Here is a 25,692-nt window from a genome sequence, read left to right on the forward strand (position 1 = left end):
CGGCTCTTTCGAGCCAGTGATCCTCATTCGTTTTTATAGGGGCGTTATTTCACAGCCCCCTTTCAGCTTCATAGGAAGGATTACGCTTGCTTTTTGTAGACGATAGAGGCTACGCCCAGGAGGATTAAGACCATGCCCAGGGCAATATTCCAGGTCAGCACTTCACCCAGGCAGAGCACACCGCCCAAGACGCCGATGACCGGTACGACGAGGACGGCCACACCGGCCTTCGCCGCTTCCATATGCTGCAGGATATAATTCCAAAGGAAAAAACCTGCGGCCGCTGCCAGAAGGCCGTTGTAGAGGAGGGCTGCTACACTCACAGGCGTCCAGATAACCGTCGTCTGGCCGCTTCCTTCGGCCCAGAGAAAGAGGACGACGGCGCCAATCGCCATCTGCCAGGCCGTACATTGTAACACATCGCAGGCCGTCAATTTGAGCTTCAGGATCACGCCGGCAATAGCCCAGCCCAGGGCGCCGAGCAGGACGATACAGATGGCCTGGAAATTCGCGTCGAAATGGACATTCATGAGCAGACACAGGCCTGCCATGGCCGTCGCGATGCCTAGGACCTTGCGGCGCGTGAGCCTTTCGTTCAAAAAGAAATGGGCCAGAATAGCCATAAAGACGGGCATGGTATAATTAAGGACTGCCACCAGGCCGGCACTGAGACTGACGATGCCGATCTGCATGGCCGCATTGTTCAATACGACCTGGGTCATGCCGGAAAGGAAAATCCAGGGCCAATACTTTTTTTCCGGAATCAGCAGATGCCGCCAGGCACAGACGGCGAGCAAGACGAGAGCACCCAGAACGGCCCTGTAGGAAACAAAGAGCACTGGCGGAAAAAAGGCCGTCGACAGTTTCATGACGATCCAGTTAAAGCCCCAAATAAAATACAGCAGCAGTAATGCCTTAATCATGTAGATCACGTCCCGTTTGGTTTAGTATGTAGTATAGAGAACACGTTTATATTATAGCATGGACAGCGGGAAAAGTTTTGCCTGTGCCGCCGGGAATTTTGCGGTATAATAAAAACGACAGTATCTATTCCTATTAAAGGAGATAAAAGACATGACACAGCATATAACCTATCATACCCTCCTCGTAGAGGGCGCCCCTGTTTTTTATCGCGAAGCCGGCGATCCGTCGCTGCCCAAGCTGGTCCTTTTCCACGGCTTTCCTACGTCGAGCTCTATGTTCCGCGGGCTCATACCACGCCTGGCCGACGCGTACCATATTATTGCGCCGGATTATCCAGGCTTTGGCCAGTCCGGCGATCCCGACAGGAAGACCTTTGCCTATACCTTCGATCACCTGGCAAAGGTCATGGAAGCCTTCCTCGTAGCGAAGGGCTTTACGGATTTTTCCATGTACGTCTTCGATTACGGCGCACCTATCGGTTTTCGCCTGGCCCTCTGGCATCCCGGCTGGATCCGGGCCATCATCAGCCAGAACGGCAACGTCTATGAAGCGGGCCTTGGCAAGAAATGGGCAGCCCGGGCGGCCTATTGGGCCAAGCCGACGGCGGCACTGCGCGAGCAGTATAAGGCTGCCTTTCAGGCAGACGCCGTTATCGGCCAGTACACAGGCGGCGAAGCGCCCGGTTCCGTAAGCCCCGATGGCTATACGCTGGACCTTGTAGCCATGGCCAAGGCCGGACGGGACGAAATTCAGTCGGACCTCATTTGGGATTACCAGACCAACGTCCGTCTCTACCCGGCCTTCCAGCAGTACCTGCGGGAAAACCAGCCGCCTGTCCTCTGCGTCTGGGGCAAGAACGACCCGTCCTTCATTCCCGCCGGTGCCGAAGCCTTCAAAAAAGACGTGCCCCGCGCCCAGGTCGAACTCCTCGACGGCGGCCATTTTGTCCTCGAAACGCATGGGCCGGAAATAGCAGACAAAATCCGTCATTTCCTGTCCCAGGTACTACATGAATAAGGAGCTGATTGTACGTGAAGTGTGTTGTTTTATTGAGCGGCGGCGTCGATTCGACGACCTGCCTGGCCATAGCCCTGGCCAAATATAAAAAAGAAGAGGTCCTGGCCCTGACGGTCTACTACGGCCAAAAGCACGATAAAGAGCTGCAGGCAGCCCGGGCCGTTGCAGCCCATTATGGCGTAGAGCAGCAGGAAATCAATCTGGCCCAGGCCTTTACCTATAGTAATTGCTCGCTCCTCCAAAAGAGCGACCAGGCCATTGCCCATACGTCCTATGCCGACCAGCTGGCCGCCCAAGGCGGCACAGGGACGGTCGCTACGTACGTGCCCTTCCGCAATGGCCTCTTCCTGTCCTATGCCGCAGCCGTTGCCGTCAGCGTCGGTGCCGAAGTCATTTATTACGGTGCCCATGCCGACGATGCCGCCGGCCGGGCGTATCCGGACTGCACGCCCGAATTCGAGGCGGCCATGAACACGGCCATTTACGAAGGCTCCGGCCGCACGTGCCACCTGGAAGCACCGCTCCTGGCGTGGAACAAAGCCGGCGTCGTCAAGAAGGGCCTTGCACTGGGAGCCCCGTACGAGCTGACGTGGAGCTGCTACGAAGGCGGTGAAACGCCCTGCGGCGTCTGCGGTACGTGCCGCGACAGGGCAGCTGCCTTTGCGGCTAACGGCGTAGCCGACCCGGCCCTTACGAAGGAGGCCAAGGCATGAGCAAAAGGAGACTCCTCGTCTGCGCAGCCCTGGCAGCCGTCCTCGGCATGGGGCTCATGACGCCCGGCACAGGCTATGCGGCAGTGAGCGAAAAAAATGATTTCTACCAGGCCGTGAACGAAAAGGTCCTGGCCGAAAAGAAGATCAAGCCTACGGAATCGTCGTGGTCGTGGTTTCAGGAACGGAACCGGGAAAACAAAGAGTTCCTGACGAAAAAAATAGAAGCCATTGCCAAAAAGCAGGGTACTTATACGGAGGGGACGGAAGAACAAAAAATAGCCGATCTCTACCAGTGCATTACAGACCAGAAGACACGCAATGCTACGGCACCGGCGCACTTAGAGACACTCGTAGCGCCCCTGCAGGCGGCTAAGACGCCTGCTGAACTGACGGCAGCCGTGTGCGCCCTGCACGACCAGTATGGTATCGACGTCCTCATGGACATGTCCGCCCAGCGCCTGCCCGACAAGCGCCGCTACATTGCCCGCTTTGAAGCGGCCGGCCCGGTCCTTTCCCGCTACGATCTCGAAAAGGAAGCCCAGCCCGGCGCCTGGCAGGACTATCAAACGTATGTCGCCAACGTCCTTGCGGCCGGCGGCCTGGCTGAGAAGGCTGCCGTCACGGCGGCAGGCCGTATTTTTGCCTTCGAGCAAAAACTCGGCCCGACGCTGTTGACGAGCGAAGAAATGAACGACATTATGGTCCAAAACCGCCAGGTCTCGCGGCAGGAATTTATTGCCATGACGCCCCATTTGGATGGCGAAGCCTTGCTAAGGGCCTGGCACCTCGAAAAAGAGCAGACCTTGTACCTGGCCGATCCGGCCTATTTGCAGGCCCTTGATGCGGCCTATACGGCAGACAATCTGGACCTCTTCCGCCAGTACTTTACGTTCCGTGTCTATCACCAGCTGGCCCCGTATAGCGATATTCCCCTCCGCGATTTGCGCCAGCATTACCAGAACCACCGCTATGGCATCCGCGCCAGCCGCACGGAAAAAGAACAGGCCTCGTACATGCTCCAGTCCCTCATGCCCTATGAACTGGGCCAAATCTACCTGAAGGAACGCTGCACGCCGGAAACGCAGGCAGCCGTCCGCCAGATCATCGATGAAGTCCGTCAGGTCTACCGCAGCCGCCTGGAACAAAATACGTGGCTCACAGCCGCTACGCGGGCAAAAGCCATAGAAAAGCTTGACGGTCTGCGCGTCTTCGTCGGCGGCCCGGCAGCGGACGACAAGCCACTCATTGAAGATATGCACGCTGTCGTACCGGAAGGGAAGGGCGGCGACTTGCTTACCAATATCCTCCAAAACGAAGCCTGGGCAGCCAGGGAAGAAGAAAAGCTCGTGGGTACAGACTTTAATCCCGATAAATGGTATGCCTTTAATCCGCAGGACGTCAACGCTGCCTATATTTCGGATAACAACAGCATCACCATTCCTGCCGGCATCCTGCAGGCCCCCTTCTACGACAGCCACGCATCGCGCGGCACCAATCTGGGCGGTATTGGCGTCGTCATTGGCCACGAAATTTCCCACGCCTTCGACCCGAACGGCAGCCATACCGATAAGGACGGCAATCTCATCGACTGGTGGACGCCGGCCGACTACGCAGCCTTCCAGAAGCGGGCTTCTGCCTTTGCGCCCTATTATAGCCGCTACCAGCTGGCGCCGGGCCTCTACGAAAACGGCCAGCTCGTCATGAACGAAGCCATTGCCGATTGCGGCGGCCTCTCCGTAGCCACGGTTATTGCCGGCCCAGAGGAACGCGTACGGCGCGACCTGTATCAGAACTTTGCCGCCATCTTTGCCTCGAAATATACGGACCAGCTCCTGTATCAGCTCGTAAAACTCGACCCGCACCCGAACGGCAAGGCCCGTGTCAACGGCGCCCTTTCCTCGACAGAAGGCTTCTATAAGGCCTACGATATCGTCCGTGGTGACGGCATGTACGTAGCGCCGGACCAGCGGGTCGGTCTTTGGTAATCATATTTTTGCAGATTACTGACGTTTTTTTGCTTGCATTCTTGTGGTTGATACGATACAATCACAGTGAAAGAAGGTCTTATCTTTGGGTAAGGCCTGCTCCCCGGGTGGGACAAAAAACGTACCCCTGGGACGAAAAGTGAAAAGCTTAGTCTGCGATCTGGTATTGTAAGGAGGATTTTATGAGAAAGTACATAGCACTCATTGCGCATGATGCAAAAAAAGACGCGATCGTCGAATTGGCAACTACATTTAAAGCTGTATTATCCCGCTATCCTCTCGTGGGAACCGGTGAGACAGGGCTCCGCATCGAAAATGAAACGGGCCTTTCTATCCAGAAAATGCAGCCCGGACCAATGGGCGGTGACCAGCAGATCGGCGGCATGATTGCATCGGACCAGGTGTTGGGCGTCGTATTCCTGCGTGATCCTCTGACAGCCCAGCCGCACGAACCAGACGTATCGGCTTTTCTTCGTCTTTGTGACGTCCACGCCGTACCGGTTGCGACGAATGTAACGAGTGCCCGCATCCTGCTGACTGTGTTGGATACGCAGCCTGATTTATTTTAATATCGCGAAAAGGAGCCATTACCTATGTATAAAAAGACAAAAATCGTATGTACCCTGGGACCTAGCTCGAATACGCCAGAAATTTTGGCCAAAATGATTCAGGCCGGCATGAACGTCGCCCGCTTCAACTTCTCTCATGGATCTCATGAAGAGCATAAACAGCGTATCGAAATGGTACGCAACGTAGCGCGCAACCTCAACGTTCCCGTCGCCCTCATGCTCGATACGAAGGGCCCGGAAATCCGCCTGGGCCTCTTCAAAAACGGCTCGGTAGAGCTCGTCGAAGGCCATGAATTTACCTTGACGGCCCGCGACGTCGAAGGCGATGAAACCATTGCCTCCATGACCTACAAGGACCTGCCCAAGGAAGTCAAAGCCGGCGACCACATCCTCCTCTCAGATGGCCTGGTCAATCTCGTCGTCACGTCTGTCGAAGGCGACGACATTCATACGAAAATCCTTAACAGCGGCAAGATGAGCGACCGCAAGCGCGTCGCCGTGCCGGGCATTGCTATCAACCTGCCGGCCGTATCAGAAACGGACGAAGCAGATATCGAATTCGGCATCCACATGAACATGGACTGGATCGCCGCTTCCTTCATCCAGCGCGGCAAAGACGTCCTCACCATCCGCCGTATCCTGGAAAATCACGACAGCCACATGAAGATCATCTCCAAAATCGAATGCAAGGCTGCTGTCGACAATATCGATGAAATCATCAGCATGAGCGACGGCATCATGGTAGCCCGTGGCGACCTCGGTGTAGAAGTACCGGCCGAAGAAGTACCGACACTGCAAAAGCTCCTCATCCACAAATGCCAGATGGCAGGCAAGCCCGTCATTACGGCAACGCAGATGCTCGAATCCATGTGCAACAACCCCCGGCCTACACGGGCCGAAACGAGTGACGTAGCCAACGCCATCCTCGACGGCACAGACGCCGTCATGCTCAGCGGTGAAACGGCCGGCGGCCTCTACCCGGTAGAAGCCGTACAGACTATGGCCCGTGTTGCTACCTATACGGAAAGCCAGTTCCCGCCCCGCGCCTATGTAGATGAAAATGCCGGCCCGGCAACGACGACGGAATCCATCGGCAAGGCCACTGTAAAAATTGCCCAGGACTTGCACGCCGCAGCCATCATCGCCTCGACCGAACGGGGCGGCACAGCCCGGATGGTGTCCAAATACCGTCCGGCGTGCCCAATCATCGCCGTTTCGACCCATGAAAATGTTGTCCGCAGCCTGCAAATGAACTGGGGTGTCCAGGCCATTGTAGGCCAGGAAGGCAATACGACCGATGAAGTCGTCGACAACGCCATTTATGCTGCCTTAGACGCAGGCATTATCAAAGCCGGCGACCTCGTCGTCCTCACGGCCGGCGTACCTGTAGCCAAGGCCGGCTCGACCAATATGATCCGCGTCCAGGTCGTCGGCGACGCCCTCCTGCGTGGCACCGGTATTGGCCGTAACTCCGCTATCGGCTCCGTCTGCATCGGCACCAGCCTGGCAGACCTGCAGAAGAACTTCAAGGACGGAGATATTCTCGTCGTCCGCGCTGCCGGTACGGAATACGTGGACTATATGAAACGGGCCAGCGCCATCGTTTCCGAAGAAGCAGGCCTGACCAGTGAATCGGCGATCGTCGCCATTACCTTTGGCATCCCGACCATCGTCGGTGCTGCCCATGCAGCAGACCTCCTGGAAAATGGGGAAGTCGTCACTGTCGATGCCGGCAGAGGCACTATTTTCCGCGGCAAAGCCAACGCCCGCTAATATCATACATAAAAAAAACGGTTTCTTTCCTCAAAAGAGGAAGGAAGCCGTTTTTTGTATATCCGGGATCAGAAGCGGACGCTTTCGCCGTCTTCGGGCATGACGTAGTTCGTGACCTGCCGTTTGGCCAGGAGTCCGCGCATGGTATAACGCGTAATGGACGCGTGGGATACGTTATCCATATGGGTGATAAAAATTGTTGCCTCCGGTACGGTGGCAGCTACACAGGCGACGTCTTCGTCGTTCATGATCAGGCGGCCGCACGTGCTTTCTTCAGCAGCACAGGCGTTGACCGTGACGACGGCCGGCTGGAAACGGCGCAGCGTAGCCTGCACGTCCGGGTACCAGACGGTATCACCGCTGATGTAGAGCGTCTTTTCCTGCGCTGCTGTCAGGACGACGCCCATGGTGTTGCCACACGGGACCATTGTGCCGTGGCGGGACGGCACGCGGGTCAGCGTTATAGCGCCAAAGGCAGTGCCTGCTGCAGCTACGATGCGGACGTCTGTAAAACCGGATTTCCGGCAAATGGCTGCGTCTTCTTCGTCCTGGACGAAGGCCGGCGTCCCTTTGTCCAAGGGCGCGCCGACAGTACCATCGGCAGCGAGATCGATGTGGTCGGCATGGAGATGGGTAAAGATATAGCCGTCGACGCCGGCGAGGATGTCCGTTACCGGCAGGGGCAGATCAAAAATCGGCATGGCAATCTGCATCTTTACCGGATCCGGTACCTGGTAGGCGTGGCCGGGAATATCGGCCATGGCACCCATGCCGCCTTTTTTTACCAGCCAGGGATCGACGAGAAAGGTCTTGCCGGCGTACGTGATTTTGTTGGTTGCATTGCGGATCTGCTGTATTTCCATCATAGTTCCTCCTAACGCAAATACTATACATGTTGACAAATAATGAACACCTTGTATAGTATTAAGTATAGCGCGCGGGAGAGAGAATGCAATGGACAGATAGCGGGAACTGTCACGTTCCTGCACAGATAGAAAAAATTGTCTAAAATGAGGTGCTCATGATGGAAGAAAAAACACGCAAGACAGACCGGCGCAGCCGCTATACGTGCCGGGTCATTAAGGAAACACTGCTGGCCTTATTGAAGGAACGGCCTTTTACCAAGATCAACGTCTCCCAGCTTTGCCGTGCGGCCGATTTGACGCGGGGGACCTTTTATCTTCATTATCGCGATCTCTACGACGTCCTCGACGACGTTCTGGAGGAGGCCCTGCACCTGACGGAAGGGGATTTCACGGAAAAGGAATTCTGGCAGCTCCTGGAGCTCGTCGAGAGCGACGCGGCCTCCCTGCCGGAACGGCTCCTGCAGCAGTATTCCCTCCTGCCTGTGTGCCAGCGCGTAACGGACATACCGGCCTACCGCGTCCTCTTTTTGGATGAAACCATTTCCTCCTATGTCCTGCAGTTCATCTTTCGCCGTGAAAAGAGCCGTTCCCTGCCGTTTCTGGAGCATTACCTGCACGTAGATGAAGCCATGGCCGAGCGCATTTTCCTCTTCTTTGTCGCCGGTGCCTTTGCCGTCAACCAACAGGGAAAATGGCAAAAGGACCCGGCCTGGTATGCGTTTCAGAGCCTTATCCTGCAGATGTTCAGCCGTATTCCCAAGGGAAATGAATAAGCAAAAAAACACCCCAGCCGTGTGACTGGGGTGTTCGTATACCGGGCTAAGGCTTAGCCGAGGATTTTCTTCAGGTCTTCTTCCGGAGTGCTGATCGGAGTGATGTTGAAGTTGTCTACGAGGTACTGCAGAACATTCGGGGAAAGGAATGCCGGCAGGGACGGTCCAAGATAGATGTTCTTCAGGCCCAAATAGAGGAGGGTAAGGAGGATGCAGACAGCCTTCTGTTCGTACCAGGAAAGAACGAGGGTGAGCGGCAGGTCGTTTACGCCGCAATCGAAGGCTTTAGCCAAAGCGACAGCAACCTGAATAGCGCTGTAAGCGTCGTTGCACTGGCCCATATCCATGATGCGCGGCAGGCCGCCGATGGTGCCGATATCGAGGTCGTTGAAACGATATTTGCCGCAAGCCAGGGTCAGGATAACCGTATCCTTCGGTGTCTGTTTTACGAATTCCGTGTAGTAGTTACGGCCCGGACGTGCACCGTCGCAGCCGCCTACGAGGAAGAAGTGTTTGATCGCGCCGGCTTTGACAGCGTCGATAACCTTGTCAGCTACGGAAAGAACCGTGCCGTGGCCGAAGCCTGTCATAACCGTGGAGCCGCCGTTGATGCCTGTGAAGTGCTGGTCTTCACTGTAGCCGCCTAATTCGAGGGCTTTGTTGATAACCGGTGTAAAGTCTTTGTCTTCGCCAATGTGTGTCAGGCCGGCATAGGAAACGACTTCCGTCGTGAATACGCGGTCTGCATAGGACGGACGGGGCGGCATGAGACAGTTCGTCGTGAAGAGGAACGCGCCGGGAACGTTAGCAAATTCTTTCTGCTGGTTCTGCCAAGCTGTACCGAAGTTGCCTTTCAGGTGTTTGTATTTCTTCAGTTCCGGATAGCCGTGGGCCGGGAGCATTTCGCCATGTGTATAAATGTTGATGCCCTTGCCTTCGGTCTGTTTGAGGAGCAGTTCCAGGTCTTTCAGGTCATGGCCTGTAACGACGATGAACGGTCCTTTTTCGATGGTCATGGAAACTTCCGTCGGAACCGGTGTGCCATACGTGGATGTATTGGCTTCGTCGAGCATAGCCATGCAGGCCAGGTTTGCTTTACCGGTTTCCATGACGATCGGCAGGAGTTCTGCCATGCCCCAGTCTTCGCCAAGAGCAGCCAGGCCTTTTACGAAGAACGTATCGACTTCTTCGCTGGTCTTGCCGAGCATCAGTGCATGGTATGCATAAGCAGCCATGCCGCGCATGCCGAAGAGGATGAGGGATTTGAGGGAACGGATATCTTCGTTGGCATCCCAAATCTGTTTTACATCGTAGTCGGAAGCAGCGCTGCCGCCTAAAGCAGCCGTTTCTGCGTGTACTTTGTCCAGCATAGCCTGGATGGTTACGACATCGAAGTCAACGTTCGTAATCGTTGTGAACAGGCCTTCGAGGACGATGCGGTACGTATGAGCCGTAGCCGTTGCCGTCTTGCACGTACGTGCCAGGCCGATCAGGGCACCTGTTAATTTGTCCTGCAGGGCTGCAGCTTCTGCGGATTTGCCGCATACGCCGGCGCAACCGGTACAACCGGTACCGCGGGCTGTCTGTTCACATTGAAAGCAAAACATCTGTTGTTCCATCTTCATTACCTCCTGATGATCTATTCGTTAATTAAAAGAGAAAGCGTTCTGTAAGCGCAGTTCCTTACTGCTCTTACAGTATAGCCTGTAGAAATAACAAAGTCCGTTGCATATACAACAGCAACAGATTTTTTCTATGAGTATATTATATCATATAATTGAATTTGTGATATGATGTGATTATAATGAAAGGGTGATCAAAATGACCTGTAAAGAAGAAAAGAAGTCCTTGCGCCGGGCTGTTCAGCAAGGTGTACGGCAGCTGCCGGAGGACTATTGTAAAGCCGCTGATGCGGCCATTTTCGAGCATATCCGCGCCCTGCCGGAATACGCTGCCGCCAGGACCGTATTCGTCTTCGTCGGCATGGACTGGGAAATCCGTACGCAGCCCCTGATTGAAGACATGCTGCGAGCCGGGAAAATCGTCGGCGTCCCCTTATGCACAGGCAAGCGGACCATGGAAGTACGCCGCATTACGGGTATGGACGATCTGGAAAAAGGCTTCTACGGCCTGCTCGAACCGAAAGCCCATACAGCGCGCCTCCGTCCGGACGAAATCGATTTGGGTCTCATCCCCTGCTGTACCTGTACGGCTAGTGGTGACCGCCTGGGCTACGGCGCCGGCTTCTACGACGTGTATCTGGCCCAGAGCCACTTCCTGCGCGTCGTCCTCTGCCGCAGCCGCACCATGTCAGAAACAGTACCTGTAGAAGAACACGACCAGCCGATGGACGTCGTCATTTCCGAAGCGGGCATCAGCCGCACAGGCCGCAACTCACGCTGAAAATAGGCAAGTGCCCAAGCCGGCATGCGCCTGTTTCACTATATAATAGGGTAGAAAGAGGGATTTATATGACAAAATTTTCGAAACGCTGGTCTGATCCGGCACTGGTAGAAACGTGTGATGTCATGGACAGACTGTTTCAGCCCATGACCGCCGCCGATGGCATTGCCTTCAGCATTGGCTCACCGGCCCAGGAAGCCCTGCCGGTCGATGAACTGCAGGAAATCTCGCAGGACGTGTTCCGCCGTGACGGACGAGGGGTAGAAGCACTGGCGTACGGCACGAAAATGGGCATCCGCGATTTGCGCGAAATTATTGCCGCCCAGCTCTTAGCACCTAAGGGCGTAAAAACGACGGCCGACAACATCCTCATTACGGCCGGCGGCCTGGAAACGATGAAGCTCATGTGCGACGTCTTCCTCGACCCGGGCGATGTAGTCCTCGTCGAATCGCCGACCTTCGTCCACTGCGTCATGATCTTCCAGATCTTCAATGCCGTCTGCATTCCCTGCCAGATGGATGACCAGGGCCTGATCCTGGAAGACGTAGAAGCAAAAATCAAAAAATACCATCCCAAGATGATTTATACGGTACCGACCTTCCAAAACCCGACAGGTGTCACCCTGGCCCAGGATCGCCGGCAGAAACTGGCCGAATTGGCAGAAAAATACGATATCCTCGTCCTCGAAGATGATCCCTACCGGGATATCCGCTTTAAAGGCAAGGACCTCCTGCCCATCAAAGCCTTTGACCAGACCGGTCACGTCGTACTGGCCAACAGCTTCTCCAAAATCTTCTCGCCCGGCAGCCGTCTGGGCTATGTCGTCGCACCGGACGATATTATGGAAAAGATTTCCTACGCCAAAGTGGCGACGAACTCCCATTCCAGCAAGATATCCGAAGTTCTGGCGGCAGAATTCTTCAAACGGGGCTACTTCCCGGAACACCTCAAACGCATTTGCGCTCTCTACCGGGAACGCTGTGCTGTCATGATGGACGCCATCGACACGTACTTCCCGGCCGGGACAAAGCATACCTATCCTGACGGCGGCCTCTTTACGTGGGCCGAACTGCCTGGCGACATCGATACGACAGAACTGCTCAAGGAAACGATGGACCAGCTGCACATTTCCTTCGTAGCCGGCAGCGGCTTCTATGTCGAAGGCGGTGATGCAGGCAAGCACTGCATGCGCATCAGCTTTGGCGCCGTTACACCGGAAAAAATCCAAGTCGGCATCAAACGCCTGGGCGACTACATCAAGACGAAACTATAAGCCATATATACAGAAAACGCACCCTTGCACGTCCTAAGGCCTTCCCTTAGACGCGGCACGTGTGCGTTTTTTTGTCGTACGTATTTATATTTTCAAAAGCTGGCGCAAACACGGCTCGAGCAAAAGCCCCTCCCGCAGGTCGCCGCTCATAGAACGCGTGTAATCGACAGCATAATCGATAAAATTCGTAGCCAAATCGGTGGCCCTGTGAATAGACACGCCCTTTAGCGTAGCCCCGGCAATGACACTGGAAAAAACGTCGCTGACACCGGGAATGGCCGTATCAATCTTTTGCACTTCCCGTTCATAATACGCAGCCGTTTCCTCTTGCAGACAAAAATGACGGCTTTTTTTCTTGGTCTGCGGAATATCCGTAATCACTACATCCTTCGGCCCCATACGCTTCAACAGCTGGGAGACCACCAGCACCTCATTGAGGACAGAACCCTTACGAAGATCGGCTTTGATCCCCGTCAAAACACAGGCCTCTGCCAAAGTAGGCGTAATGATCGTAGCCTTACTGATGAGCTTCTTCATAAGACGCAGCCGCTTAGCCGTACAAGCAGACGCCTTTTCATAAGGAGAAGGAGCCAGAATCGGATCGACAATAACCTTGGTATCAGCCTGGGACAAAGCCTCAATCGCCTCAAGGGCAACGAGAAAATGCGCATCATCAGAGAGCTTGCCGATATAAATGACCGGGAAAGAACAACCGGACTCCTTCAACTTGGCAATAAAACTCTTCATAATCCTGGACGTATCAGCCGATTCGTACTCTGCAAACGCCGGACTATGACTGTGCAGGGACAAAGGCATAGAGCAGACCTGAAAACCTAAGGTCGAGATGATTGGCACAACGGCAGATAAGGCGCAACGGCCATAGGAACACAGGTCGTGGAGGGCTAAAACCCGCTTAGTAAACATGTAATCACCTCTTGGTATAGTTGTTATACTTATGAATTATAACGTATTGCCTCATGTATTTCAAGCATAAAATTATAATATAAAAGTATAAACTTTCATTTTTATGCATTTGACTCATACCGAATCGCTTCTGTTCCCATGCGTGCGTCTATTTGGTATTTGACACTTGGGAAGTAATAAAGAGCCAGAAACGCCTTCGCACAGGCATTCCTGGCTCTTTTTGCCTGATAAAAAAGTGAGTACTTTTTTGTCTGTTTAGTTGCTTTTCTGATTTTTCATTTCCTAAATTGTAAGCTGAAGGCTTCTTTCCATGGCTTGTAGCCTAAAATTTTTCCAGGTGATTCATGGCACTAACGTAACGTGCGCAGTAGAGGCGATTCACTGACGTCCTTCTGCGTAGCAGGTACCACGTGAATCGCCTCCTACGGCGGCCACGACAGCGTAGACTACATAGCAGGCCTCCTCGAAAAGAATAAAAAAAGAAACTAGCCCGGCCAAGATGCACTACGCCTAGCCGGCGACAGCCTCGGACAGATAGCCGGACAGGAGGCTGCTGTATCTATGAGTATCTGTCATATAGGAGCAGAAAAATTCGGAATGACCAGGCCTCTGTAAAATAAATTTTTTACAGAGCGAAAATGTACTTTTTTGTATCGAAAAAAGTGAACAGATTCATACATAAAACAGCAATAATGGAGGGTTGGTTACAAAAAATGGGATAAGTTCTTTATCTTTTTTATGAGAGAAATACCCAATTAAGTGTTTTGTTAAAATCAATAAAATACAAAAAGAATCAAAAACGAACAATGATTAAATACAATACAATTTTACCGTAAGAAGAAAGTACGATACAATACAGCCAAGTCAGCCAAGACCTTAGGCTGAGCGTATGCACGAAGAGGTCAGTATGCATTTATTTGTAGTCGTTATTTTCTAAAAGAAAGGTGAATACGTATGGGTAAAGGAATTCTTGATGGTGTAGTTGTATTGGATTTAACGCGTGTATTAGCAGGTCCCTACTGTGGTATGTTCTTAGCCGACATGGGCGCTACGGTTATTAAAATTGAACGTCCTGGCAAAGGCGATGACAGCCGTGCCTTCGGTCCGTTCTTAAATGAACAGAGCTGCTATTTTATGAACCTGAATCGTAATAAATATGGCGTTACATTGAATCTGAAGGAACCGGAAGGTAAGGAAATCTTCAAGGAAATGGTAAAGAAAGCCAACGTAGTCATTGAAAACTATCGTCCTGGCACGATGAAAAAACTGGGTCTCGATTATGATGTATTGAAGGAAATCAACCCGTCTATCATTTATGGTGCTTGCTCCGGCTTTGGCCAGTATGGCCCGTACAGCCAGCGCCCCGGTTATGATATCATCGGTCAGGCCATGGGCGGTCTCATGAGCGTAACCGGCTGGCCCGGTGGACAGCCTACCCGTTGTGGTACAGCTATGGGCGACGTTCTCGGTGGCTTAAGCCTTACGGTTGGTGTTTTAGGCGCCTTAGTACGTCAGGCTAAAACCGGTCAAGGGGAAATGGTTGATGTCGCTCTGGTCGATTCTGTCGTTTCTTCCCTGGAAATCATTACACAGATCTATTTGGCTAGTGGCCGTATTCCGGAACGTATTGGTAACCGTTATGAATCGACCTATCCGTATGATTCCTTCATTGCTAAAGATGGCAGCGTCATCATCGGCTGTGGCAATGATAAACTGTGGAAATTGATGAGCGCAGAAATGGGCCAGCCTGAATTAGCCGATGATCCTGCGTATAAGACCGTAAAGGATCGCGTTGCTCATCATGAAGCACTGAAAGTAATCGTAGAAAACTGGACAAAAGACCAGACTGTCGACGAAGTCGCTGACCGCCTGACAAAAGCCGGTGTTCCTTCGTGCCCGATTATGACTATCGACAAAATCGTCAAGGATCCGCATATTGCCGATGCACGCAAGATGTTTGTTGACGTAGAACACCCCGTAGCTGGTCATACGACGTTGACAGGTGATCAGATCAAATTCAGAGATTGGGAACAGAAAGTTCGTATGCCGGCACCGACACTGGGACAGCATAATGTAGATGTTTATGGAAAGATGTTGGGCCTGACAGAAGAACAACTGAAAGAGCTAAAGGAAAAGAACGTTTTATAATTTCTGAAGGAGGATGCCTGTATGGAAAAGATCGATATTTATGAAGTCGGCCCTCGTGACGGATTTCAAAATATAAAAGAGTATATTCCTGCCGAAGATAAACTGGCCATTATTGATGGCTTGGTCAAGGCTGGTATCAAACACATTGAAATTACGTCCTTTGTTTCGCCTAAAGCGATTCCCCAGCTTAAGGACGCAAAAGAAATTGCCCGCGTTTGTTTAGAAAAATATCCTGATGTCGATTTGATGGCCTTGATTCCTAATCTGAGAGGCGCTCAAACGGCTGCGGAAGTAGGTATTAAGCGGGTTGCTTATGTAGTTTCCCTCAGTGCCAGCCATAATAAGGCTAATATCAACCGCACGCATGAACAGTCCTATGATGCCTTGAAGGAAATTATGACGACCTATCCCGATATGGATATTGTATTGGATTTGGCAACGACCTTTGGCTGCCCCTTTGAAGGAAAATTCACGGTAGAACACATCGTCGAATTCCTGGATGCGTACGTCAAATTAGGTGTAAAGAACGTTTGCCTTTGTGATACCATAGGTATTGCTAATCCGGGACAGGTGAAGGAAGTCGTTACGGCCGTAAAAGCTGCCTATCCGCAATTGGATTTGCAGGTACATATTCATGATACACGCAATATGGGCGTAGCTTGTACGTTGGCCGCGATTGAAGCAGGAATCACAAAGGTTCAGTCTACCTTGGGCGGTTTAGGTGGTTGTCCCTTTGCACCAGGCGCATCGGGTAACCTGGCAACGGAAGACATGGTATACATGTTGAATGAAATGGGCTACGAAACAGGTGTAGATTTTGAACAGGTTTTGAATTTAGCAAAAAAAGAAGTCCAGATGATTCCGACGGGTGTCTACAGTGGTCACCATATCCATATTGACCAGACATCAAAATGTTTCCGGTAGGAGGGGAATACTATGGATATCAAAATAGCGTTATTACTTGTATTACTCCTTATCATTATTATCGGCTTTGTGCGCAAGATAAACATCGGCTTGCTGGCTATCGCCGCTGCATCCATCATTGCCTACGGTACAGGAACATTCAAGGCCAAAGATGTTATTACCGGTTTTAACTCGTCCCTGTTTATTACCTTAATGGGTATCACCCTGTTTTTCGGGGTCGTTGCGTATAATGGGTGTTTGGAGCTATTACTCAAAAAGATTACCAGTAAGTTTAAGAAGCAAGTTTGGTTTATCCCAATTCTCCTATTTCTCATCGGTGCTGTAATTGCCGGGATTGGCCCGGGCTGTGTACCGGCCTTGGCCTTTGTTGCTGCACTCGGTATTCCCTTGGCACATCAGACGGGATATCATCCAATTATGCTGCTGATTATCGGTGAGCTGGGTACCTTTACCGGTCGTTTTACAGCAATCACGCCAGAAGGTGTCTTGATTTCTTCTATTATGGGGCCTGCAGGCTATACGGACTTGGCTGTAACCATGGTAGGCGGCTCGTTCATCGCTGTAGCTCTCTTGTCAATCATTGTCTTTGTGTACTATAAGGGCTATAAGGTAAAACCAGCCGCTGTAGCACAGGAAGACGAAAAGATTGAAAAGTTTACTGGCCCGCAGATCATTGCCTTGCTGAGTATCTTGGTCATGCTGATGGGTGTTATCTTCCTTAATATGAACGTAGGTCTGGCTTCCTTCATTGTAGCTGTTTTCCTCTTGCTTCTCAATATTGGCGATTCTAAGGTGGTTCTGCAGAGAATTCCTTGGGATACACTGGTCATGGTTTGTGGTGTCGGCGTCTTGGTTAAGTTCATCATCAGCTCTGGCGGCATTGCCCTTATCGCTTCTGTTCTGGCTTCTGTTATGTCGCCTGCTACGGCTGCTGCCATTGCCGGTGGCTCTGCTGGTGTCTTGTCTTGGTTCAGTTCTGCCATTGGCGTCGTATTCCCGACGATGATGCCGATTGTTGCCGGCTTGGCTGAAACCGTTCCGGGGGCTCCGGTTGAACAGATGGTCACGGCTATTGGCATTTGTGCCGCGTGTGCAGGCTTAAGCCCGGCTTCTACAGGTGGTGCCATCATCATGAGTGCGTACCAGGGCGATGCAGAATACGCGAAAAAGATCAGCTCCAATAAATTGTTTGTTGAACTCTTCGCTTGGTCTGTATTCTGTGTGGTATTCGATGTATTGCTGGCGCTGATCGGTGCCTATGGAATCTTTTGATAGAGGGTTCATTAAAATCGCATAGTTTTATTTAAAATAAAAACTCCTCCATGTATAATAGAGAGTATCAAACCTTTATTATACATATGAGGAGTTTTTGTATCCCTGGCTGGCGTTAGGCTAAGGATACGGATTTTACTACGCGGATGGTGGAAAACGTGAAGATATTATTTATTGCTCCGTCTGAATTACTGGCTACACGGGCTGAAGAAATTATTACGAAACGAAACTTAGATGTCTGTGTGAAGGTAGGAGCTGTAGAAAAAGCGAAAGAAATTGCGACCAGAGCCATTCAATCGGGAACCAAAGTGTTGATCAGCCGTGGCGGTACAGGCGCTCTTTTACGAAAAAATTTTGATATACCGGTTATTACTGTCAAATTTTCCAGTGGCTGCTATATTGAGGCCTTTGAAACAATACGAAATATAAAAGGTTCGATTGCTTTCTTTTCTGTCGAAGAGATTCAGGGCAGTGTAAGAACTCTTTGTTATTTAATGCATGTTAAGGCTACGTATTACCGCTTTCATGATGAACAAAGTGCCGAAGAAGCTGTAAAAAAGGCTATCCAGGATGGCAATGTATTGGGCGTAGGCGGTACGGTAACCCGGGAATATGCCAGACGCTACCGTTTGGATTATATTACCCTGGAAAACGCACAGGAAGATATTGAAACGGCGCTAGATTCAGCCCAGCAAGCCCTGTCGTCCCTGCTGTTGGAAGAAACGAAGCGGAAAGTGTTACAAGTACAATTGCGACGCTATGAAGCTATTTTCAATTATACTCATGATGGGATTATTGCCATTGATAAAAACGGCAAGGTCGAAGTCGTCAATAAGCAGGCAGAACGGATTCTGCCTTTGAAAAATAAACCCTATGAGGGAAAAGATATAGAAGACGTGCTGCCTACGACACGGCTGAAAAGTACCTTAAAAAGCGGCGAAATGGAAATCGACGAATTGATGAAGGTAGAAAATGCCATTATCAACACGAACCGCATTCCTATTCTTATTGGCGATCAAATTGAAGGCGTCGTAGCTACCTTTAGGGATATTGAATCCATTCAGATTACAGAACAAAAAATACGCAGTAATTTGCATAAACGCGGCATGGTATCACGGCATCGATTTGCCGATATTATAGGGGAATCAGACGCTATAAAAAAGGCCATCCGGATTGCCAAGAGCTATGCAAAGTACACGTCCAATATTATGCTCATTGGAGAAATCGGTACGGGAAAAGAAATGTTTGCCCATTCCATCCATCGGGAAAGCCAGCGGCGTAATCATCCCTTGGTTACCTTAAACTGCGCCAATATTTCGTCTGCTGCTCTGCTGGCCGAATTACAGGGGTATGAAAACGGCTATGGTCCCTTTGGCAATAAAGGCCGTAAAGAAGGAGCCTTTGAATTAGCCCATGGCGGTACCTTGTTCCTTGATAAGGTGGAAGCAGCTCCATTAGAAGTGCAGGCTGTTTTATTGCGCATCCTGGAGGATAAAGAAGTCCGCCGCATGGGCGGCGATCATGTGATCCCCGTAGACGTGCGGATCATTGCCTCGACGAATCCGGCTATTTTTGGAGAAATTGAAAATGAAAATTTTCTTGAAGAACTATACTATATGCTAGGCGTTCTAACGCTGGAAATTCCCCCTTTGCGGGAACGCGCAGGAGATTCACTATTACTATGCAATGAATGGTTTCATCATTTTTTTGGTGCCGACTACCGTAAGTACGAAGATAAAATACTAACCATTGAACAGCATATGGAGGGCTATAACTGGAAAGGGAATGTGCGGCAACTGTCAAATTTTGTCGAACGCGTAGGTGTTCTCTTGACTAATGGTGTTGCCGTAGAAGATATCCTCTCCACGTTGCCGCGCCTGAAACCCAAAGAAACGGAACCGAAGGAAACAGATGTCACCTTGGAACGGTGGAGCCGCGAAGCAATCATAAAAGCGCTGTCTGTCAATCAACTGAATGTTTCCCGCACAGCCCGGTTATTAAAGTGTAGCCGCAGCACTCTTTATAAAAAGATGGAAGAGTTCAATATAAGAATTACAAATATGAAATAAATTGCAGCAGGCAGATGGCCTGGTTATTCGCTGTTACGTACTTTGTGAGGACGGACTGTGACAGATCGCGTGTCCTTAGACTTTTGTCGGGGCTGACGTGATGCGGGAATTTCAGGGGTCTCCTGACCAAGTGATATAATGAGGAAAACGAGTATCTATATGAGGTGAGTATCATGGCGGCAATTTTATTTATAGCCCCATCTGAGCAACTGGCAGAACGGGCACAAGAAATTGTTTTAGAACGGAATATGGATGTCAGCATTAAAGTGTCCTATTTGGAAGCGGCAAAGAAATATGTAGAAGAAGGGTTACGCAATGGTACGAAAGTAGTCATTAGCCGAGGCGGCAGCGTTTATTTGCTTAGGCAGTACTTCACTAATGTTCCTATTATTGCGACAAAACTGACTAGTGGCTGCTATATCAATGCCTTTGAAAAAATTCGGGGCATTCAAGAGCCAATAGCTTTCTTTTCTGTACCGGAAATTCAGGAAAATGTTCGGTCACTTTGTTATTTAATGAATGTAGATGCCCATTATTATCGCTTTTCTGATGAAGAAAGTGCGGAAGAGGCCGTTAAGGCGGCTCTGCGCGACGGCTGTGTATATGGCATTGGCGGTGTGCTGACAAAAATATATGCAGAAAAGCATAATTTGAAATACGTTACCTTAGAAAATAATAGAGAAGATATAGAACTGGCCTTAAGCGCTGCAAAACAATTATTAAAATCGATCACCGATGGAGAACGTCGCAGACGGGCACTAAAATTGCGTCTCGAACGCTATGAAACAATCTTTAACTACACACACGATGGCATCATTGCTATTGACCGGCAAGGCTACGTAGAGGTCGTAAACCGTCAGGCTGATGAAATGCTGCCCTTGAAGAATAAGCCCTACGAAGGAAAGAAGATTGAAGAAATATTACCGGAAACAAAGCTTCCGGCAGTCCTGCGGTCGGGCGAAAAGGAAATTGACGAGCTCATGAAAGTCGGCAACACGATTATCAATACGAATCGCGTGCCGATTATTATTGATGATAAAGTCGAAGGCGTAGTTGCTACCTTTCGGGACATTGAATCGGTCCATACGAGCGAGCAGAAGATCCGCAGCCGTTTACACCGTAAAGGTCTTGCCTCACGGTATCGCTTTACGGATATGATAGGCGAATCGAGGGCATTTCAGCGTACCATACGCATGGCTAAAAGCTATGCTAAGACAAACTCATCCATTCTTCTTCAAGGAGAATTGGGTTCAGGGAAGGAAATGTTTGCCCATTCCATTCATCATGCGAGCAAGCGGAGTAAAGGACCCTTCGTCACGGTCGATTGTGATAATTACTCTGCCAGAGCCTTGCAGGCAGAATTGGTAGGCTATGAGGACGGTGCATCCCCTTTTGGCAATAAAGGCTATCAGGAGAGTGCCTTTGAAAAAGCTCATGGAGGCACGCTGTTTCTGGATAAGGTGGCTTCAGCACCGAAGATGATTCAAAGCCTGCTCGTACGGGTAATGGAGTCTCAAGAAGTACGCCGCTTAGGCAGCGATCACGTCATTCCTATTGATGTGCGCATTATCGCGGCGACACGGTATGATTTGAATGAACGCGTGCGCGAAGGGGAATTTTTGGGAGAGCTAATGTATGAGCTGAGCGTTTTGACTTTAAAAATTCCACCATTGCGCGATAGAGGCGATGATTGGCGTATGCTTTGCGAAAATCGTTTCCATTTCTTTTTGGGGTCTAATTATCGTCAGTACGCAAAGGAGGTTCAGACCATAGAAAAATACTTGCAAGGGTATACCTGGAAAGGGAATGCGCATGAAGTATCTAATGTAGTAGAACGTGTCTGTGTGTTGCTGAAAAATGGCATGGCTGTGGAAGAAATTATACCGGCGTTGCCTATTGATTCTTCATCACAGCTAGTAAATGAAAAAGTTACTTTCGATAAATGGAATAAGGCTGCCGTCATAGAAGCATTGAGCTCATGCCAATTTAATATTTCAAAAGCTGCACGAATGTTAAATTGCAGTCGCAGTACTTTATATAATAAAATGAAAGAGTATGACATTAAAATAAATAATATGAACAATTAATTGTCATTGATCTGTATAAAGAAAGAGCAATCGGATGATTCGGTTGCTCTTTCTTTTTTTAAAAACAGGCAGATATACTAGTCGGTTTGCTATGCATAATCTGAAAATGAGCCATTTCTAATGACTTACTTGTCTATTGTTTTAATTAAATTTTTGAAAACTGAAAAGTGTACACGAACTGTATTGATCAGTTTGGACAGAAATATGTAATATTAAACATATTTTTTTAAAATACAGTCGATTAAGGGAAAATATAACTCCGATTTGGATAAAATAACAAATAAAATATAAAACACACATAAACATAAAAGTGCACAATCATACAATTACAAATAAACATGCAATTTGATATACATAAGCGGTATCTTGTATAATGCAAGCGTAGGGAAGAACGATGCACTTCCCATTGTAACGTGTGGTCTAAACGTATGCTTACTGTATGTATTTTTTTAGAAGAGGAGAGTGTTCTTTTATGGCAACAAAAGCTTTACAGGATATCGTAGTTCTCGATTTGACTCGTGTACTGGCAGGTCCGTATTGCACGATGATGCTGGCCGACTATGGTGCCAAGGTTATTAAAATTGAAATCCCTGGCCGCGGTGATGATACACGTGCTTTCGGCCCATTGAAAAATGGTGCCAGCATGTATTATGCCAACGTAAACCGTGGTAAAAAAGGCGTTACCTTGAACTTAAAGAGTGATGAAGGCAAGGAAATGTTCAAGCAGATGGTTAAGAAAGCCGATGTAGTCGTCGAAAATTACCGTCCCGGTGTTATGGATAAAATGGGCGTTGGTTACGACGTATTGAAAGAAGTAAATCCGAGAATCATCTACGGTGCTGTATCGGGATTTGGCTGCTATGGCCCGGATTCTAAGCGCCCTGGTTATGATATTATCGCTCAGGCAACTGGCGGTCTGATGAGTATTACCGGTGAACCGGGCGGTCATCCCTTACGTGTAGGGAATGCTATGGGCGATGTCCTTGGCGGCATGAACCTGACCATTGGTATCCTTATGGCACTGCATGCACGGGAACTTACCGGTAAAGGCCAGCGTGTCGATGTAGCTCTCGTAGATTCCGTCGTATCCAGCTTGGAAATTGGCATTCAGCGTTTCTTCGCTTCGGGCAAACAGCCTGAATTGATGGGCAACCGCTATGCTTCTGCCTATCCGTACGATTCCTTCAAAGCGAAAGATGGACTGTTCGTTATTGGCTGCGGCAACGATAAGCTATTTACCCTGCTTTGCAATAAAGTATTCAAACAGCCAGAACTGTTAACGGATCCGCGTTTTGAAACAAACCTGAAACGTTGCGAAAACCATGCGGCCTTGAAACCGATCGTCGAAGCTTGGAGCTCTCAGTACACGATTAAAGAAGCTGTAGACATGATCTTGGCAGCTGGCGTACCGGCCGCTCCGATTAACGATTTGCCCCATGTTACAACGGATCCTCATATTGCCGGTGCCCGTGAAATGTTTGTACCGTTACATCACCCTGTAATTGGCGATATGAAGGTAAATGGCAATCCGATCAAATTGATGGATACAAAACTGGATATTTCCGTTCCTGCACCGGAATTGGGCCAGGATAATGCAGCTGTCTATGGTGACCTGCTTGGCTTGGATGAAGCCGCTTTGAAGAAATTACAGGAAGAAAAGGTTATTTAATTACGTGATACTTGCGATAAGGAGGCCGTTGTTATGGCACAGAAAATAAATTTCGTAGAAGTTGGCCCGCGCGATGGGTTTCAGAATGTAAAAGAATTTATTCCTACAGAAGAAAAGCTTAAGGTTATCGATATGCTCGTCGATGCCGGTGTAAAATCCATGGAAATTGGTTCCTTCGTCCATCCGAAGGCGATTCCGCAGATGAAAGATATTCAGGAAGTCGTTTCCCGGACACTGGAAAAACATGGTGATAAAGGCATTGATTTCTTTGCCCTCGTACCGAATCTCTATGGCGCCAAAGCAGCCGTAAAAGCAGGCCTGAAAAAGATCGATACGGTTATTTCCGTAAGCGAATCCCACAACAAAGCCAACATTAACCGGACTGTAGAAGAATCGCTCCAAGGCTTGGAAGAAATCCGCCAGACCTTGCCTGATGTAGATATCATCTTATCTATGGCTACTTCCTTTACGTGCCCCTTTGAAGGCATTACCCCGGTAGAAAATGTACTGCGCGTTATGCGTCGTGGCGTAAAAGCAGGTATTCATAAATTCTGCCTCGCTGATACGATCGGCCAGGCCGATCCTAAGATGGTTCGTGACACCATTGCTATTGTAAAACGCGTATTCCCGGACGAATATTTGGAAGTTCATTTCCATGATACACGCGATATGGGCGTTGCCTGCACGCTGGCCTCTATCGAAGCCGGCGTACCGAACGTACAGGCTGCCTTAGGTGGTTTAGGCGGCTGCCCCTTTGCACCGGGTGCCTCGGGCAACGTAGCCTCTGAAGACCTCATTTACATGTTCCAGGCTATGGGCATGGAAACGGGCATTGATTTTGACAAGATGCTCAAAGCAGCAAAGTATGAAACGACGATTATTGATGGGAATTTTAGCAGCCACCAGATTCATATTGGAGAACCCTGCGGTAAATGAGCCAATGTGTGAATGCAAGCTTGCTTGTCTCCCCCGCTGATCTAACGAAAAATCATTAAAGGAGGAACGTATTATGGGAATGGATGTGTTGGCTCTTCTGCTCTTTATCGCAGCCATCATTATAGCCTTTGTACGGCATGTAAATGTTGGTATCGTCGCATTGGCTGTAGGTGTTATCTGTGTTCGTCTTTTTGGTATGACCGATAAGACTCTTATTGGTGGCATTAGTAGTTCTATGTTTTGTACCCTAGTTGGTATTACCTTACTGTTTGCTGTTATTAAGGATACAGGTGCACTGGACCTGTTAGCGAAAAAAATCGTCGCTGCTACAGGTAACCGTGTATGGTTACTGCCAATTGCTATGTATATTGCCGGCTTTGTTGTAGCCGGCGTTGGCCCTGGCGCTATTCCGGCCCTGGCTATTATTCCGGCCTTGGCTGTAACGACAGCTATTCAGGTAGGCTATAATCCGTTAATGTTGGCCATCATCGGTGAATTAGGACTGATGGCTGGCCGTATGACAATTCTCACGCCTGAAGCAGCCATTATTACGGACGCAGCTTCTAAAGCAGGCTTTAGCGGCGTCATGATGACTGTCTTGATTTGCCAAACACTTATTACGCTCGTGTACGGTGTCATCGTCTTTGTAGCCTATAAAGGCTATAAATTGAAGGCCCCGTTACATGAACGGGAAGCGGATTTGCCGGCTTTTACAAAGAATCAGCTGTTTTCCTTGAGCGGTATTATCATGATGCTGGTATTCATGATCGCTTTAAAGATCAATATCGGTCTGGCTGCTTTTGCTTCTGCAGCTATTCTGGTTCTCTGTGGCGTAGCCAAAGATGGTGAATGCTTGAAACATCTGCCTTGGGGCACAATCCTCATGGTTTTAGGTGTTGGTGCCTTGCTCGGTGTTGTCGATAAAGTTGGTGGCATTAAGCTCATGAGTTCTGCCATTTCCTCCATAATGACCAGCTCGACGGCAACGCCGCTGATGGGCATTTCTGCAGGCCTCCTCAGCCTGGTAAGCTCGGCTCTTGGCGTTGTTTATCCGACGATGATGCCAATGTGTGCCGATATTGCAAACCAGGTTGGCGGTGTCAGCCCGGTTGCCCTGATGGCAGCTGTTGGTTCCGGTGGCTCTATGGCTGGCCTTTCGCCAATGTCCACAGGCGGCGCTTTAATCCTGGCAGCTATGGGTACCAATATTGAAAACTTCAACTCTACAAAACAGACAAAAGTATTTATTCAATTGTTGATCTTGGCTGCAGGTGCATTATTTGTAATCGCCGTTGTTTCCGGCTTAACCTTCGATGCCATTACAGATCTTACCTTCCACCCGTAAGATGAAAGCTCAATATAACAA

General features: G+C 49.9%; 20 protein-coding genes. 16 read left to right on the plus strand and 4 right to left on the minus strand.

Annotated features, from left to right (window positions below; translation table 11 throughout):
- Nucleotides 1–80: 80 nt before the first annotated feature.
- A complete protein-coding gene (locus tag PGX44_RS01290; protein ID WP_498853934.1) occupies nt 81–923 on the minus strand; it encodes a DMT family transporter in 843 nt (280 codons plus the stop codon).
- Between the two features lie 151 nt (nt 924–1,074).
- On the opposite strand from PGX44_RS01290, the gene PGX44_RS01295 reads away from it, so the two are divergent.
- From PGX44_RS01295 to pyk, 5 genes are all read left to right on the plus strand, one after another.
- Complete coding sequence (locus PGX44_RS01295) at nt 1,075–1,941, plus strand: alpha/beta fold hydrolase (protein WP_498853935.1); 867 nt, start codon at nt 1,075–1,077, stop codon at nt 1,939–1,941.
- Between the two features lie 14 nt (nt 1,942–1,955).
- Entirely contained in the window at nt 1,956–2,654 is a 699-nt protein-coding gene (queC, locus tag PGX44_RS01300) for a 7-cyano-7-deazaguanine synthase QueC (protein ID WP_498853936.1), read from the plus strand.
- Entirely contained in the window at nt 2,651–4,639 is a 1,989-nt protein-coding gene (locus PGX44_RS01305) for a M13 family metallopeptidase (protein ID WP_498853937.1), read from the plus strand. The genes queC and PGX44_RS01305 overlap by 4 nt, the downstream gene beginning before the upstream one ends.
- Nucleotides 4,640–4,821: 182 nt before the next feature.
- On the plus strand, nt 4,822–5,208 hold the full coding sequence (gene mgsA / locus PGX44_RS01310) for a methylglyoxal synthase (RefSeq protein ID WP_498853938.1): 387 nt from the start codon (nt 4,822–4,824) through the stop codon (nt 5,206–5,208).
- A 24-nt stretch (nt 5,209–5,232) separates the two neighbouring features.
- Nucleotides 5,233–6,981, plus strand: a complete 1,749-nt coding sequence (gene pyk / locus PGX44_RS01315) for a pyruvate kinase (RefSeq protein ID WP_498853939.1) — start codon at nt 5,233–5,235, stop codon at nt 6,979–6,981.
- 68 nt (nt 6,982–7,049) lie between these two features.
- Here the strand turns inward: pyk and PGX44_RS01320 are convergent, their stop codons facing one another.
- Nucleotides 7,050–7,847, minus strand: a complete 798-nt coding sequence (locus PGX44_RS01320; RefSeq protein ID WP_498853940.1) for an MBL fold metallo-hydrolase — start codon at nt 7,845–7,847, stop codon at nt 7,050–7,052.
- Between the two features lie 155 nt (nt 7,848–8,002).
- Here PGX44_RS01320 and PGX44_RS01325 point away from each other — a divergent pair, with 155 nt between their 5' ends.
- Nucleotides 8,003–8,620: a TetR/AcrR family transcriptional regulator gene (locus tag PGX44_RS01325; protein WP_498853941.1), complete on the plus strand. Its 618-nt coding sequence runs from the start codon at nt 8,003–8,005 to the stop codon at nt 8,618–8,620.
- Nucleotides 8,621–8,673: 53 nt separating this feature from the next.
- Here PGX44_RS01325 and hcp read toward each other — a convergent pair whose 3' ends face one another.
- Entirely contained in the window at nt 8,674–10,245 is a 1,572-nt protein-coding gene (hcp, locus tag PGX44_RS01330) for a hydroxylamine reductase (protein WP_222433640.1), read from the minus strand.
- A gap of 196 nt (nt 10,246–10,441) precedes the next feature.
- Here hcp and PGX44_RS01335 point away from each other — a divergent pair, with 196 nt between their 5' ends.
- Entirely contained in the window at nt 10,442–11,023 is a 582-nt protein-coding gene (locus tag PGX44_RS01335) for a 5-formyltetrahydrofolate cyclo-ligase (RefSeq protein ID WP_498853942.1), read from the plus strand.
- 68 nt (nt 11,024–11,091) lie between these two features.
- Nucleotides 11,092–12,297 (plus strand): aminotransferase-like domain-containing protein, encoded by a 1,206-nt coding sequence (locus tag PGX44_RS01340; protein WP_498853943.1) that lies wholly within the window; start codon nt 11,092–11,094, stop codon nt 12,295–12,297.
- An 84-nt stretch (nt 12,298–12,381) separates the two neighbouring features.
- Here the strand turns inward: PGX44_RS01340 and PGX44_RS01345 are convergent, their stop codons facing one another.
- Nucleotides 12,382–13,221, minus strand: a complete 840-nt coding sequence (locus tag PGX44_RS01345) for a bifunctional hydroxymethylpyrimidine kinase/phosphomethylpyrimidine kinase (protein ID WP_498853944.1) — start codon at nt 13,219–13,221, stop codon at nt 12,382–12,384.
- A 954-nt stretch (nt 13,222–14,175) separates the two neighbouring features.
- On the opposite strand from PGX44_RS01345, the gene PGX44_RS01350 reads away from it, so the two are divergent.
- The 8 genes from PGX44_RS01350 to PGX44_RS01385 all read left to right on the plus strand — a co-directional run bounded on the left by PGX44_RS01350 (nt 14,176) and on the right by PGX44_RS01385 (nt 25,671).
- Nucleotides 14,176–15,369, plus strand: a complete 1,194-nt coding sequence (locus tag PGX44_RS01350; protein ID WP_498853945.1) for a CaiB/BaiF CoA transferase family protein — start codon at nt 14,176–14,178, stop codon at nt 15,367–15,369.
- Between the two features lie 21 nt (nt 15,370–15,390).
- Complete coding sequence (locus PGX44_RS01355) at nt 15,391–16,293, plus strand: hydroxymethylglutaryl-CoA lyase (RefSeq protein WP_498853946.1); 903 nt, start codon at nt 15,391–15,393, stop codon at nt 16,291–16,293.
- 12 nt (nt 16,294–16,305) lie between these two features.
- The gene (locus tag PGX44_RS01360; RefSeq protein WP_498853947.1) at nt 16,306–17,565 is read left to right on the plus strand and encodes an SLC13 family permease; all 1,260 of its coding nucleotides are present in this window, start codon (nt 16,306–16,308) and stop codon (nt 17,563–17,565) included.
- A 158-nt stretch (nt 17,566–17,723) separates the two neighbouring features.
- Nucleotides 17,724–19,634 (plus strand): sigma 54-interacting transcriptional regulator, encoded by a 1,911-nt coding sequence (locus PGX44_RS01365; protein WP_498853948.1) that lies wholly within the window; start codon nt 17,724–17,726, stop codon nt 19,632–19,634.
- Between the two features lie 173 nt (nt 19,635–19,807).
- The gene (locus PGX44_RS01370) at nt 19,808–21,721 is read left to right on the plus strand and encodes a sigma 54-interacting transcriptional regulator (RefSeq protein ID WP_498853949.1); all 1,914 of its coding nucleotides are present in this window, start codon (nt 19,808–19,810) and stop codon (nt 21,719–21,721) included.
- Between the two features lie 472 nt (nt 21,722–22,193).
- A complete protein-coding gene (locus PGX44_RS01375) occupies nt 22,194–23,390 on the plus strand; it encodes a CaiB/BaiF CoA transferase family protein (RefSeq protein WP_498853950.1) in 1,197 nt (398 codons plus the stop codon).
- 33 nt (nt 23,391–23,423) lie between these two features.
- On the plus strand, nt 23,424–24,326 hold the full coding sequence (locus tag PGX44_RS01380; RefSeq protein ID WP_498853951.1) for a hydroxymethylglutaryl-CoA lyase: 903 nt from the start codon (nt 23,424–23,426) through the stop codon (nt 24,324–24,326).
- 73 nt (nt 24,327–24,399) lie between these two features.
- Nucleotides 24,400–25,671: an SLC13 family permease gene (locus PGX44_RS01385; protein ID WP_498853952.1), complete on the plus strand. Its 1,272-nt coding sequence runs from the start codon at nt 24,400–24,402 to the stop codon at nt 25,669–25,671.
- The last annotated feature ends 21 nt before the right edge of the window (nt 25,672–25,692 follow it).

This window comes from Caecibacter sp. AF58-12pH5A (genome assembly GCF_027681725.1).
In the GTDB taxonomy this organism is placed as follows: Bacteria; Bacillota; Negativicutes; order Veillonellales; family Megasphaeraceae; genus Megasphaera; species Megasphaera hominis.

What these genes read in the sequence shown, in the direction of transcription:
- PGX44_RS01290 (WP_498853934.1), bottom strand. Translation starts at nt 923, where the DNA reads ATGATTAAGGCATTACTGCTGCTGTATTTTATTTGGGGCTTTAACTGG.
- PGX44_RS01295 (WP_498853935.1), top strand. Translation starts at nt 1,075, where the DNA reads ATGACACAGCATATAACCTATCATACCCTCCTCGTAGAGGGCGCCCCT.
- PGX44_RS01305 (WP_498853937.1), top strand. Translation starts at nt 2,651, where the DNA reads ATGAGCAAAAGGAGACTCCTCGTCTGCGCAGCCCTGGCAGCCGTCCTC.
- mgsA (WP_498853938.1), top strand. Translation starts at nt 4,822, where the DNA reads ATGAGAAAGTACATAGCACTCATTGCGCATGATGCAAAAAAAGACGCG.
- pyk (WP_498853939.1), top strand. Translation starts at nt 5,233, where the DNA reads ATGTATAAAAAGACAAAAATCGTATGTACCCTGGGACCTAGCTCGAAT.
- PGX44_RS01320 (WP_498853940.1), bottom strand. Translation starts at nt 7,847, where the DNA reads ATGATGGAAATACAGCAGATCCGCAATGCAACCAACAAAATCACGTAC.
- PGX44_RS01325 (WP_498853941.1), top strand. Translation starts at nt 8,003, where the DNA reads ATGATGGAAGAAAAAACACGCAAGACAGACCGGCGCAGCCGCTATACG.
- hcp (WP_222433640.1), bottom strand. Translation starts at nt 10,245, where the DNA reads ATGAAGATGGAACAACAGATGTTTTGCTTTCAATGTGAACAGACAGCC.
- PGX44_RS01335 (WP_498853942.1), top strand. Translation starts at nt 10,442, where the DNA reads ATGACCTGTAAAGAAGAAAAGAAGTCCTTGCGCCGGGCTGTTCAGCAA.
- PGX44_RS01340 (WP_498853943.1), top strand. Translation starts at nt 11,092, where the DNA reads ATGACAAAATTTTCGAAACGCTGGTCTGATCCGGCACTGGTAGAAACG.
- PGX44_RS01345 (WP_498853944.1), bottom strand. Translation starts at nt 13,221, where the DNA reads ATGTTTACTAAGCGGGTTTTAGCCCTCCACGACCTGTGTTCCTATGGC.
- PGX44_RS01350 (WP_498853945.1), top strand. Translation starts at nt 14,176, where the DNA reads ATGGGTAAAGGAATTCTTGATGGTGTAGTTGTATTGGATTTAACGCGT.
- PGX44_RS01355 (WP_498853946.1), top strand. Translation starts at nt 15,391, where the DNA reads ATGGAAAAGATCGATATTTATGAAGTCGGCCCTCGTGACGGATTTCAA.
- PGX44_RS01360 (WP_498853947.1), top strand. Translation starts at nt 16,306, where the DNA reads ATGGATATCAAAATAGCGTTATTACTTGTATTACTCCTTATCATTATT.
- PGX44_RS01370 (WP_498853949.1), top strand. Translation starts at nt 19,808, where the DNA reads ATGGCGGCAATTTTATTTATAGCCCCATCTGAGCAACTGGCAGAACGG.
- PGX44_RS01375 (WP_498853950.1), top strand. Translation starts at nt 22,194, where the DNA reads ATGGCAACAAAAGCTTTACAGGATATCGTAGTTCTCGATTTGACTCGT.
- PGX44_RS01380 (WP_498853951.1), top strand. Translation starts at nt 23,424, where the DNA reads ATGGCACAGAAAATAAATTTCGTAGAAGTTGGCCCGCGCGATGGGTTT.
- PGX44_RS01385 (WP_498853952.1), top strand. Translation starts at nt 24,400, where the DNA reads ATGGGAATGGATGTGTTGGCTCTTCTGCTCTTTATCGCAGCCATCATT.